This window comes from Pseudomonas helleri, from assembly GCF_045830615.1.
Lineage (GTDB): Bacteria > Pseudomonadota > Gammaproteobacteria > Pseudomonadales > Pseudomonadaceae > Aquipseudomonas > Aquipseudomonas helleri.
This window is the reverse complement of the sequence record NZ_CP174501.1, coordinates 3,961,480-3,973,522: the sequence shown is the minus strand read 5'-3', so window position 1 is coordinate 3,973,522 and position 12,043 is coordinate 3,961,480. Positions and strand designations below refer to the sequence as shown.

Genomic DNA, 12,043 nt, shown 5'->3' with positions numbered 1-12,043 from the left:
CAGCCCTGTCCGAACGCATTTTCAGGTGGGCGCAAAGATCATAAAGGTCAAGCACAAAATGCTCGATAGAGGGGCCGAAAAGGCCCTTGCAGACCTTTTCGGTTATTGCGCGTGGTTACAACAATTCGAAGCTGTTTTGCTGCACGTTGTGTGAATCGAGGCCGATTTGCACGTCGAACTCGCCCGGCTCGGCGGCGTACTTCAATTGCGCGTTGTAAAACTTCAGGTCGTCTTCGCTGAGGGTAAAGCGCACCACTGTCTGCTCGCCTGCCTTGAGCATGACTTTTTCGAAGTTCTTCAACTCCTTGACCGGGCGGGCCATGGAGGCGGTGACGTCACGCAGGTACAACTGCACGACCGTCTCGCCATCGCGCTTGCCGGTGTTTTTGACGGTGACGCTGGCGGTGAGAGTGCCTCCGGGCTTCAACGTTTTCGACGACAGCGTAACCGGCGACAGGCTGAAGTCGGTATAGCTCAGGCCATAGCCGAACGGGTACAGCGGTGAGTTCTCGGCGTCGAAGTACTGCGAGGTGTAGTTGCCCGGTTTACCCGGCGTAAAGGGCCGTCCAATGCTCAGGTGGCTGTAGTAGCTAGGAATCTGGCCAACAGAGCGTGGGAAGGTGATTGGCAGCTTGCCGGACGGGTTGTAGTCACCGAACAGTACGTCGGCAATGGCATTACCGCCTTCGGTGCCGCTGAACCAGGTTTCCAGCACCGCATCGGCGTGCACCTGTTCCTGTTCGATCGACAGCGGGCGGCCGTTCATCAGCACCAGTACCAAAGGTTTGCCGGTGGCTTTAAGTGCGCTGATCAAGGCGCGTTGGCTATCGGGAATGTCCAGCGAGGTGCGGCTAGATGACTCGTGGGACATGCCTCGCGACTCACCCACCACGGCGACGACCACATCTGCGTGCTGCGCGGCTTTGACCGCTTCGTCGATCATTGTTTGGGCCGGGCGCGGGTCGTCTTTGACGTCGATCCCGCCGGTGTTGATGTGGTTCAGGTACTCGGCGATTTTTGGATCGTCGGAGATGTTCGCGCCCCGCGCATAGGTGACTGAGCCTTGCTGGCCCATGGCCTTTTGCAGGCCCTCATACACGGTTACCGATTGTGCAGGCACCCCGGCGCCGGACCAACTGCCCAGCATGTCGACCTTGGAGTTGGCCAGCGGGCCGACCAGGGCAATGCGTGTCTGCTTGTTAAGCGGCAGGGTCTGGTTGTTGTTTTTCAGCAACACCAGGCTCTTGCGTGCCACATCGCGGGCTTCCTGGCGGTGCAGGCGGGTTTCGGCGTTGGTGTCGGCCGGGTCATCTTCGGCCTTGCCGATGCGCAGGTACGGGTCGGCAAACAGGCCCATGTCGTATTTGGCCCCGAGCACTTCACGCACGGCATTGTCCAGATCGCTCTGCGGCACTTCGCCCGACTTCAGCAGGCCAGGCAACTCTTCGCCGTAGGCCTTGTCGTTCATGCTCATGTCGATACCGGCCTTGATCGCCAGCTTGGCAGCTTCGCGGTTGTCTTTGGCCACGCCATGCTTGATCAGCTCGATAATCGCGCCATGGTCGCTGATGGCCACGCCTTTAAAGCCCCAGTCCTTGCGCAGCAGGTCTTGCATCAGCCACATGTTGGAGGTGGCCGGTACGCCGTTGATCGAGTTGAGCGCCACCATCACCCCTCCAGCCCCGGCCTTGATCGCAGCATGGTAGGGCGGCAGGTAGTCCTGGAACATGCGTGTCGGGCTCATGTCGACGATGTTGTAGTCCCGTCCGCCTTCAACAGCGCCGTACAGTGCAAAGTGTTTAACGCTGGCCATGATGTTGCCGGGCAAGGCGGGGGAGAGGCCCTGATAAGCCTTAACCATGACGTCAGCGATGCGCGAGACCAGATAAGTGTCTTCGCCAAAACCTTCCGAGGTCCGGCCCCAGCGCGGGTCGCGGGCTATATCGACCATCGGCGCAAAGGTCATGTCGATGCCGTCTGCGCTGGCTTCCTGGGCAGAAACACGCCCGCTCTGGGCTATGGCGTCCATGTCCCAGCTGGCCGCCAGGCCCAGGCTGATCGGGAAAATCGTGCGATGGCCGTGAATCACGTCGTAGGCAAAAAACATCGGGATCTTCAGGCGGCTGCGCATGGCAGCGTCTTGCATGGGCCGGTTTTCGTCGCGGGTCACCGAGTTGAAAGTGCCGCCGATGTGCCCGGCCGCGATTTCCTTGCGGATCAGTTCGCGCGGCATGTCGGTGGCGATGCTGATGAGGCGCAACTGGCCGATTTTTTCGGCTTCAGTCATTTGCTTCATCAGGTCTGCGACAAAAACGTCTTTGGGCGGGAGCGGCGCTGTCGGGGTTTGGGCCCATACCGAAGGACTGGCCAGGCTGATGGCCAGGCCCAGCAAACACAGGTTTCTCATGAGATTCTTCTACGCGGCCGCTCGGTGAACGCGAAGGGAGGCCCGCGCTATCGTAGCGATATTGTTCTGGGAAAGGCGCATGAGCTACTCAACTTAAGGAAATATCCTATCGTTAAAGTGAGTATTCCTGCGCAGGATGCAGTCTTTTAGCTGATTCGCCGTGCGCAATCCAGTGGTGCCGGGAGATATTGGCGCGCTGTCAGGGAGTTTTAAGCGGGTTGGCGGGTCAATGAACGCAATGGAATTAAAACGGAGTGTCGATGCATGCACATACAGAGCGTAAAACGGATGGGGTGGAAGGTTGTCGCATTGCTGGCCCTCAGCAGCGTGCTGGCGGGGTGTGGGATCAACACCATCCCGACGCTGGATGAGCAGGTCAAGGCGGCCTGGTCGCAAGTGCAGAACCAGTACCAGCGGCGTGCCGACTTGATCCCCAACCTGGTCGAGACGGTCAAGGGCGCGGCCAAGCAAGAACAGGCGACCCTCACGGCAGTGATTGAGGCGCGGGCCAAGGCCACGTCGATTCAGGTTGATGCCAGCACCCTGGATAACCCGGAAAAACTCAAGCAGTTCCAGGATGCGCAGAACCAGCTGACCGGGGCCTTGAGCCGTTTGATGGTGGTGTCTGAGCGTTACCCGGACCTCAAGTCCAACCAGAACTTCCTGTCGTTGCAGTCGCAACTTGAGGGCACCGAAAATCGCATCAGCGTGGCCCGTCGGGACTTTATTCTCGCGGTCGAGCGCTACAACACCGAGATTCGCACCTTCCCCGGTCGCCTGTGGCATGCGGTGATGTACAGCGACTTGCCGGTGCGTGCGACCTTCGAAGCCACCACCCCAAATGCCGACAAAGCACCCGAGGTGAAGTTCTAACAGCTTGCCCCCTACGGTAGGAGCGAGCTTGCCTCGCGATCTTTTGCTTTTAAAGATCAAAAGATCGCGAGGCAAGCTCGCTCCTACCGTATCAATAACCACACGAGGTGCTGATGCGCGTATCAAAACTGGGCGTGGGCCTGCTGCTTTGGCTATTAATAGCCAGCGCACAGGCGCTGACTTTTCCGACACTGAGCGGGCGGGTGGTGGACGATGGCCAAATGCTCGACCCCGCCACGCGTCAACAACTGACACAGACCCTCGAAGCCCACGAAAAAGCCACCGGCGAGCAAGTGGTGGTGGTCACGGTGCCGAACCTGCAAGGCGAGCCCATTGAAGATTTCGGTTACCAATTGGGCCGCGCCTGGGGCATTGGCAAAAAGGATGAAAACAACGGTGCGTTGCTGATCGTCGCCCGGGATGACCGTAAACTGCGCATCGAAGTCGGCTACGGCCTGGAGGACCGACTCACCGATGCGCAGGCGTCGGTCATCATCAACCAGGTGATCACCCCGGCGTTTAAAGCCGGACAGTTCAGCCAGGGCATCAGCGACGGCGTGGCGGCCATGCTTCAGGTGCTGGGCGGTGCGCCGCTGGCTGAGCCTGCCTACGCCAGCGGGCAGGGCGGTGGTGATGACTTTTTGGCTGAGCATCCCGGCGTGGTGCTGCTGTTGTTTTTAGCGTTCGTCGTGGTGGTCGCGGCCTGCCAGTTCTATGGCATTTGCAACTCCGGGGGAGGCGGCGGCTCGCGTTCCGGTGGTTTTGGCGGCGGTGGTTTTGGACGTGGCGGTGGCGGCGGTGGTTTTCGTGGAGGCGGCGGCAGTTTTGGTGGCGGCGGCGCTTCGGGCGGCTGGTAATTCATTTTTAAACGGGCATCGACACTTATGGCTTTACTCACGCAAGAGCAAAAAGGGCAGGTTGAAGAGGCCGTGACCCGCGCTGAACAGCGCACCGACGCCGAAATCGTCACCGTGCTCGCACCGCGCGCCGACGATTACAGCTACATCCCCTTACTCTGGGCCAGCTTGATCGCCTTGGTGGTACCGGCGCTGGTGCACTTTATAGACAGCGACATGACGATCTACACATTGCTCATGCTGCAATGGGCCACTTTTGTCTTCCTCAGTTTGATCTTTCGCATTCCGGTGCTGACCACTTTTATGATCCCGGCGCGGGTTCGCCACTGGCGGGCCAGCAACCTGGCGCGGCGCCAGTTTCTCGAACAAAAACTGCACCATACCCAAGACCGCACCGGGGTGCTGATTTTTGTCAGTGAAGCCGAGCGCTACGTCGAGATCATCGTTGACGAAGGCATCTCCCAGCGCCTGGACAACAGCGATTGGGGCAGCATCGTCAGCGATTTTGTACGCCGCGTTGCACTGGGGCACACCGCAGAAGGCTTTATCGCCTGCATCGACGCCAGTGCTGAACTGCTTGAAAAACACGTGCCCAAAACCGCTACGCGTAATCAATTGCCGAATCGGTTAGTGGTGTTGTAACCGTGTGAAGGCGCCTGTACGGCGCCTTCATCACACTGACTGAACTGCCAGGAACAGTTTTTCTGCAAGCGCCAGGGTGATCTTGCTGCGGTAAATCTGAATCACATCGGAGGTTGAGCCCGCTTGGGCATACAAGGCCTGAGCACTCATGAACCGATGCGCCTCTGTTTTCAAGTGTGCGGCGGTAAAGGCTTCGGGTGCTGCATCCGGCGAGCTGTAATGAAAGTGCGCGTACCACAATGCTTTGCCATCGCGACTGCGGACCTCATATTCCTGCACGTAATCCTTTCTTGGCCCGCTCATTGGGCGACGTTTGCCCAGTCGCACAATCTCCACCTGGTCATGGGTCTTGAGGTAGTCGATATTCGCCGCGGTGGGGGGCAAGTCGGTAATCAGGCTGATTCGCAGGCGTTTACCTTCCGCGCGCAGCCGCACTGAATTGAGCTCTAGCTGAGCGATCAACCCATTGGCGATGCCCCTTTGACTGCGTGTCAGAGGTTCGACGTCCGGGCCTTCAGCGGCGAGTAGAACTTGCATTTGCCTGGCCGTTTCGTCCAGGGACTGGCTTTTGAACTCCAGTATTTCTTCGATTTCTACCGGGATTTTCGACGTTTTGGCGAACGCGCGTGTCTGTTGAATGCTGGCCTCGACCCTGCCCAGCAGTTTGACGGCGTCGGCCTCCAGCCTGGCAAGGGATTTGGCATGGGATACCACAGTGGGGGTGGTGAGCCTGAGGTTTTCGATTTGCTCCCATTCATCGCTCGCACCACGCCGGTAAGAACTGACTTTCATCTGGCTGAAGGCATCCACCACATCGACAATTTCAGTGGGGTCGTCAGGGCTGCGATTACGGACCACGCCCACCAGAACTTGTTTGTCGGTGGTCTTGAATACTTTTTGTCGGGGCGCGCCGGTCTTTGTTTTGGCGGGCGGCAGCGCTGTTTTCCAGCTGGGGCCGGGCTGCGGCTCATCAGACTCGGAGCTTGAGCTTTCTGACTCCCATATCACCTTCGACAATTGCATTTCGGCAAACGACTGCAACGGTTTGATGGCTGCCAGTAAAGAGGGCAGGTATTCATTGCGAAAATGTTCCGATTTGAGAGTGATCAAGTTTTCGCAGGTGGCTGTTAAACCCTGGTAGAGGGTGATGGCCGACTCGTAAAAATCGATGTGCTCGACACTGGCCTGCCCTTCCTGGAGGCGCAGTCTTAACTGCGACCAGCCCATATTGACGAAGACATCGGTGTTGAGGTGGTTGAAAGCGTGCAGTTCTTCGGCGTTGAGGTCGCTGGCCGCCCGGTTCAAGACCAGTTCCAGTAGCGTTTCCATGTAGATGACTGCCCAGTGGCGGTCGAAAAAATGTTTATCTTTTTTCAGAAACAGGTTTGCTAGCGGTGAGTCTCGCGGTATGGGCAACTTGCTGGTTTCTCCAATCGCTTCATACTCTAACAGCGCGATAGCAAAGGCTTTGTGTTCGAGTTCTTCGGCCTTTTTCAGGTGTTGGATGATTTCCAAGTAAGGCTGCTGATTATTGGCGTCGAGTTGGTTAATGGCAGCGCTCAGGCGGATTTTGAACTCGGTACTTAATGCTGTGAGCGGCAAGTCTTTGCGCTGCTCTTCAAGAAAGTTTTGCATCTTGAAGAGTTTCAGGGTCAATTCGGCCCATAACGCCTGCAATTTGCTCTCAAATGAAGAGACTGGGGTGATCTCATTCATCTTTTGCAGGGTTTTAATTAACGCACGGGCACTGATGCTCCATTGAGTAAACTCTGTTTCGTAACGCTCGAAGAAGGTTGCTTGGCGCCCGGTTGGCGCCGCCATCAGTTTTTCAGTGAGCAGCAGTACCCGGTCTCGGGTCTGCTTTTCAGTGATTAACCGTGCTTCCTCGGCCACTAACTGTGCCAGAGCCTGTTTTTTTTCTTCGCGCAAGACGCCAATACGCTTTTTAGGCCCGCCACCACGCAGCTTCAGACGCAGGTCGAAGTCCCAATGGCCGGTGTCATCGCTCATCAACCAGGGCCCCAAACGGGTCGGTTGTTTGGCGTCCTGAATGACGACGCCATCATCCTGACGGCTGATGCGATAGGTTTTTTTATCGATGACGGCGTATGTGTTGCTTTGAAAGTTGATCAGGCCTTTTAACGGCCCGACTTCAATGGGCGTGCCGCTGCTTATATCGAGATCGGTGATGAAGGTGTCCAGGACTGCCCGCTGACGGATTGATGGCTGGGGTTGGCCGTTGAACCACGAAAAATCCAGTGTTGAATAGGCCCTGGCGGCCTGGGCATCCGGGTCCGGGCCGGTTTTACGGCTCACGGCCTGTGCTGGTGTACTGGCTGGCGGAAGTTTTAGGGCGTAATGAGCGGGCAGCTCCAGCGGTGCTGGCATGGGCAGGTCGGGAGGCGCTTGCAGGTGTGAGTGCACATTGAGGGCTGCGTGAAAACTCAGCCCTTCGTACAGCAGCGCCTGGCTCAGATTGAGCAGCAGGCTGATCACGCTTTGTTTGGCCGCCTCGGGGTCGCTTTCGATTCGGGCTTGCAGCGTTTCGTCGATGCTGATCAGGGTCTGGAAAACCCAGGCGGCTTTTTGCAACGGGCCGCTGACAAAAAAGGTCAGGCCGTTGAACAGCATCCAGGCGTAGCGCTTGAACAGAATCCAGCGCCGCTCGGAACTGGACACAGTCTGTTTGTCCGACAGCGTGATCAGGGCCTCTACGTGGCTGTCGAAAGCATACGCCAGCGCATCGTCCTTGATGATCAGATCCGCCAACTGGGCAGGGCTTATGGGCAGCAGCCCCAGCAACCCGGCATTGACCACGCTTTCGAGGTGCGGGCGTTCAAAGCCACCCTCGGCGTAATAACTGCGCACCGAATCAGGCAGCCAGGCCACGACCAGATCCTGAAGTTCGCCGGGTTGCTGGATGGCCTTCATCAGGGCTTTGCTGTCAGCAAATTCGAGCAGTGAATCAGTGGCGAAAGGGCGGTAGAGCACTAAAGGCCCGCTGCTGAGGTCTCTGGGGCCGAGCACAAACATGTTGCCGACGATATTGGCGGAGGCGCCGTCATATAAGGTGAAAGCCAGTGGCCGAATGCAGTCCTGATTATTCAGGGGCACGGCATTAGACTTCATCAGGCGTGCGACGAGCTGCCAGCCCGCTTCAGTGAAGCCGAACCTGTCGCGGATTTTATGCTCCAGCGCCAGCAGTGGCAGTTGCGCCTGCAACTGGGACTTGAACAGCGCCTTGCGCTTCGTCACTTGCTCGGCATCGTCTACCAGATTGGCTTTAAGCAGGCTGATGTACAGCGAGCCGATGTCGATTTCTTCCAGCAAATTTTTGATATAGCTGGCGTTCAGCCAAGTGGGCAGAGGCAGGCCGCTGCGCTCTATAACCTGGATAAACGCCGCCGGTTTACCGCCCACGTAGGTCAGCGAAAACTCGGTCAGAGGCATGACGTCTTCTGTCAGCCAGGCCATTTGCAGGTCCTGGATGGCAATGTCGTGAATGTCGATCCGGGCCGCGTCCACCGGGTCGTCCGGGTGATCTTGCTGCATTCGGGCATTGAGGGTTTGCAGAGCGAAATCCAGCAGCGTGGGAATGTCATCGAGGAAGGTTTTGCCCTCTGCACTCTGTTGTTGCGCCACTTGATTGGCCAGCAGGCGGCTGTAGGCGCGAATGTCTGCGCGTGCAGCGGTGGTCAACCATTGAGGGAGTTTGCTGACCAGTTGCTCAAAATCTTTGGATTCCTGGGCGCTGAAAAAATGAAACATCAACGCCTCTTCATCCAGCGCCAATGCCAGCCGGCCAGCGCTCCAGCGTTCAGCCCGGGCGGTTTGGCCCAGTGCAGTGAGCGTGCGCAGGGTTTTGTCGAGCAGGGTTTGGGCCAATGCCTGAAAAAAATGGCCTTCGGGCTCATACGCGCTCCAGACCACCGGGCTGTCATCTGCCAGGCCCGATATGCGCCGGGGCAGTGTCTGGGCGAAGTCTTGCAGTGAATCAAACACCTCTATGCCGTCGGCCAGTGACCAGGCCATGACGATCAGGCGCTCACCGATGCTGCGGGTAATCAGAGCCAGCCCCGGGATTTGCAAGCGCCGCGGGCCTTGGGCATCGGTGGTGTCGATGTTGACCAGATAAGCGTGCAGCGGGGTTTCCAGGGTGAGCTTTAATCGCTGCTCTTTGTCCGCGAAGCCTGACAAGGCGCCCAGCCCGGCTGACTGTTCCTGAGTCAATGCGGGCTGGCGATGGGTGTCGTTGTGGGTGGCGCTCAAGCCGACTTGCAGCACCCGGCTCAACCATAGCCAGGGGCTGACACCGGCGGGTGAGGGGGTGCTCCAGAAATGGATCAAGGCTTGGGCGAAAACATCGATCACCTGAGGGGCCCACTCATTGAGAAGCTTCTCAAGGGTTGCCATGCTCACGCTCAAGGGCGCGGGATTTTCGACTTTCTGATCAATGGTGAGGCGGTGTCTGTCCGCTGACAGGTTGAGTGTTCGCTGATCGATAAAACCTTGAATCAGCAGGGTCGATGGCGCGATCAGTCGCCAGGTGCTGGGTGGATCGGGTGCCGGGGCGGGTTGAGCATCGGCCGAGGGCAGTGATTGGCTAATGTGCGCGTGTGACACATCGGCCTTGAGTCCGGGGTATGCCTCCAGCATGGCCTGCTTGAAGGCTTCGGCGACCACGTTTTTAAAGGTTGGGCGCGGTAAAAACTGGTCTTGAGGGAAGCTGCCAAGGGCGACAAAACGCGCCAGGAAATCGGGTGTCGATGAGAGTGTTTTCATGAGGTGCCATTGCGTCAGGGATCAAAAAACAGGGCTTCTGCGCCGGGATTTATCCGGCGAAGATCGAGGCCTTGATTTAACGCAATGGCCGGGGCACAGACGCGGTACATAGCTATGCACGGCCCGGATTGCGAAATAACCCCGTGCCCCCGGCCGTCAACACGCCTAAAATGGCGGCCATTGCGAATTCCTCTTCTGCACCCCTCGAGGCACCTTTTTAAATGTCAGTGACTGCTACCACCGCCCCGTCTGTGCCGGATCATCGTGCGCAATTTTTGAACCTGCTGGAAACCGGTCTGGCGCAAAACTCGTTTATCAAGCTGGTGCTGGCCAAATATGTCGGCCCGGAGGCCGAGTTGCAGCGGGTCATCATCAAGCAGGTCACGGTCAAGGATCAGCCTTGCCTGTCGTTTGTGTACCGCTACAAAACCCGTGACATCACCAAGAACTTTGCACTCGACGAGGCCGTTGCAACGGTTGCCGGTCTGTTGCCCGAAGCGTTCAAAAACGCGCATCTGCTGACGCTGACCGACGAAGTGCAGCTGGAGTACAGCAAAAAAGGCAAAAGCTCGCTGTTTAAAGGTAAAAGCCAGCAACCGCGAGAAGTGCCGTCGGCTGAGCACAACCGTGAGAAAAATCGCTTTCTGGACCTGACACGGCCTTTTTTGGCGGACCTTGGCGTCACCAACAAGCAGCAAGAGCTGATCCCGGCGATGTCGCGCAAATGGAAGCAGATCAACAAGTTTATTGAGGTGTTTTCCCACGCCTTGAGCAGCTCGCCGCTCAAGCTCGATCAGCCGGTCAAAGTGGTGGATTTCGGTTCAGGCAAGGGTTACCTGACGTTTGCCATCCACGACTACCTGCGTCACAGCCTGCACGCTGAAGGCCTGGTCACCGGCGTTGAATTGCGCGAAGACATGGTCACGCTGTGCAACAACGCTGCCCAGCGTCTGGAGCATCCGGGCCTGAGCTTCCAGCACGGCGACGTGCGCAGTTTTGCGCCGACCCCGATTGACGTGATGATCGCCCTGCATGCCTGTGACATTGCCACCGACTATGCGATTCACATGGGCATCCGTTCCGGGGCCGCGATCATCATGTGTTCGCCGTGCTGCCATAAGCAGATCCGCCTGCAAATCCAGAGCCCGGCACTGCTCAAGCCGATGCTGCAATACGGCTTGCACCTGGGCCAGCAGGCCGAAATGGTCACCGACAGCCTGCGTGCGTTGTTCCTTGAAGCCTGCGGCTATGAAACCAAGGTGTTTGAGTTCATCTCGCTGGAACACACCAACAAAAACAAAATGATCCTCGCGGTCAAACGTGCCGAACCTCAAGACCCGGCGCAGTTGTTGGTGAAAATTCAGGAACTCAAGGCGTTCTACCACATTCAAGAGCACTGCCTTGAAACCTTGCTGCAGGCTGATGGCTTGTTGAAGTAAGCGTGCGCGAAGCGTCTGCTCGGGTACGTAGTAGTTGGCTATTACCCGTGCAGGCGCATAGGGTTTACCTTGGCTACTCTTATTGGCCCAAGGTCTTACCTGTAAGGAGCACGCACCATGGCGGCAAAGAAAATTCTGATTCTGGCTGGCGATTACGTCGAAGACTACGAAGTCATGGTGCCGTTTCAGGCGCTATTGATGGTCGGTCACCAGGTGCATGCCGTATGTCCCGGTAAAACAGCTGGCCAGACGGTGCGTACTGCGATCCATGATTTCGAGGGCGACCAGACCTACAGCGAAAAGCCCGGCCACCTGTTTGCCCTGAATTATGATTTCGACAAGGTCAAGGCCAGCGACTATGACGCGCTGGTGATACCGGGCGGCCGTGCGCCGGAGTATCTGCGCTTGAACGAAAAGGTTCTGGAGCTGGTGCGCGATTTCGACAAGGCGGGCAAACCGATTGCTGCGGTCTGCCATGGCGCGCAATTGCTCGCTGCCGCAGGCACGCTCAAAGACCGTGAATGCAGCGCCTACCCGGCCTGTGCGCCAGAAGTGCGTCTGGCGGGCGGGACTTACATTGATATCGACGTGACCAAGGCCCATGTGCAGGGTAATTTGGCCACGGCACCGGCCTGGCCAGCGCATCCAAGCTGGTTGGCGGCTTTCCTGGGGTTGTTGGGCACCCGGATCACTTTGTAAGAAGAGGGCGTGACCATGTGTGAGCTCTATGTAAAAGCCGACCCGATCTTGTATGAATCGCGCTCGCGCTCATTGCGTATCTGTGGCGTGGTCACCACCTTGCGCCTGGAAAACCAGTTTTGGGACATCCTCACCGAAATCGCAGAAGCGGATGGCCTGACCACCAACCAATTGGTGGCCAAGCTGTATGAAGAAGTGATGGATTATCGCGGCGAAGTGGTCAATTTCGCCTCGTTCTTGCGGGTCAGTTGCACGCGCTATTTGAGCCAGCGCCGGGTACAAGCCCCGGAATTGACGGTGGTGCCGCGCAGCAGCGGGCATGCGTAGAGAATCGGGGTGGTTGG

8 protein-coding genes are annotated in these 12,043 nt (G+C 57.7%); 6 read left to right on the top strand and 2 right to left on the bottom strand.

Translation table 11 applies throughout. The features are described from left to right. Positions 1-115: 115 nt before the first annotated feature. Complete coding sequence (gene bglX / locus ACJJU9_RS17870; protein ID WP_407729138.1) at positions 116-2,407, bottom strand: beta-glucosidase BglX; 2,292 nt, start codon at positions 2,405-2,407, stop codon at positions 116-118. A 264-nt stretch (positions 2,408-2,671) separates the two neighbouring features. Here bglX and ACJJU9_RS17865 point away from each other — a divergent pair, with 264 nt between their 5' ends. From ACJJU9_RS17865 to ACJJU9_RS17855, 3 genes are all read left to right on the top strand, one after another. Then, positions 2,672-3,280, top strand: a complete 609-nt coding sequence (locus ACJJU9_RS17865) for a LemA family protein (protein WP_048370634.1) — start codon at positions 2,672-2,674, stop codon at positions 3,278-3,280. Between the two features lie 113 nt (positions 3,281-3,393). After that, positions 3,394-4,137: a YgcG family protein gene (locus ACJJU9_RS17860; protein ID WP_282364227.1), complete on the top strand. Its 744-nt coding sequence runs from the start codon at positions 3,394-3,396 to the stop codon at positions 4,135-4,137. A gap of 27 nt (positions 4,138-4,164) precedes the next feature. Continuing rightward, positions 4,165-4,779 (top strand): TPM domain-containing protein, encoded by a 615-nt coding sequence (locus ACJJU9_RS17855; protein ID WP_407729137.1) that lies wholly within the window; start codon positions 4,165-4,167, stop codon positions 4,777-4,779. A 30-nt stretch (positions 4,780-4,809) separates the two neighbouring features. Here the strand turns inward: ACJJU9_RS17855 and ACJJU9_RS17850 are convergent, their stop codons facing one another. Then, a complete protein-coding gene (locus ACJJU9_RS17850) occupies positions 4,810-9,561 on the bottom strand; it encodes a dermonecrotic toxin domain-containing protein (RefSeq protein WP_407729136.1) in 4,752 nt (1,583 codons plus the stop codon). A gap of 221 nt (positions 9,562-9,782) precedes the next feature. Here ACJJU9_RS17850 and ACJJU9_RS17845 point away from each other — a divergent pair, with 221 nt between their 5' ends. The 3 genes from ACJJU9_RS17845 to ACJJU9_RS17835 all read left to right on the top strand — a co-directional run bounded on the left by ACJJU9_RS17845 (position 9,783) and on the right by ACJJU9_RS17835 (position 12,026). Continuing rightward, positions 9,783-11,000, top strand: coding sequence for a class I SAM-dependent methyltransferase (locus tag ACJJU9_RS17845; RefSeq protein WP_407729135.1), 1,218 nt, complete (start codon positions 9,783-9,785; stop codon positions 10,998-11,000). 117 nt (positions 11,001-11,117) lie between these two features. Continuing rightward, positions 11,118-11,699, top strand: a complete 582-nt coding sequence (locus tag ACJJU9_RS17840; protein WP_407729134.1) for a DJ-1/PfpI family protein — start codon at positions 11,118-11,120, stop codon at positions 11,697-11,699. A gap of 15 nt (positions 11,700-11,714) precedes the next feature. Further along, positions 11,715-12,026, top strand: a complete 312-nt coding sequence (locus tag ACJJU9_RS17835; RefSeq protein ID WP_048370622.1) for a ribbon-helix-helix domain-containing protein — start codon at positions 11,715-11,717, stop codon at positions 12,024-12,026. The last annotated feature ends 17 nt before the right edge of the window (positions 12,027-12,043 follow it).

What these genes read in the sequence shown, in the direction of transcription:
- bglX (WP_407729138.1), bottom strand. Translation starts at nt 2,407, where the DNA reads ATGAGAAACCTGTGTTTGCTGGGCCTGGCCATCAGCCTGGCCAGTCCT.
- ACJJU9_RS17865 (WP_048370634.1), top strand. Translation starts at nt 2,672, where the DNA reads ATGCACATACAGAGCGTAAAACGGATGGGGTGGAAGGTTGTCGCATTG.
- ACJJU9_RS17860 (WP_282364227.1), top strand. Translation starts at nt 3,394, where the DNA reads ATGCGCGTATCAAAACTGGGCGTGGGCCTGCTGCTTTGGCTATTAATA.
- ACJJU9_RS17855 (WP_407729137.1), top strand. Translation starts at nt 4,165, where the DNA reads ATGGCTTTACTCACGCAAGAGCAAAAAGGGCAGGTTGAAGAGGCCGTG.
- ACJJU9_RS17850 (WP_407729136.1), bottom strand. Translation starts at nt 9,561, where the DNA reads ATGAAAACACTCTCATCGACACCCGATTTCCTGGCGCGTTTTGTCGCC.
- ACJJU9_RS17845 (WP_407729135.1), top strand. Translation starts at nt 9,783, where the DNA reads ATGTCAGTGACTGCTACCACCGCCCCGTCTGTGCCGGATCATCGTGCG.
- ACJJU9_RS17840 (WP_407729134.1), top strand. Translation starts at nt 11,118, where the DNA reads ATGGCGGCAAAGAAAATTCTGATTCTGGCTGGCGATTACGTCGAAGAC.
- ACJJU9_RS17835 (WP_048370622.1), top strand. Translation starts at nt 11,715, where the DNA reads ATGTGTGAGCTCTATGTAAAAGCCGACCCGATCTTGTATGAATCGCGC.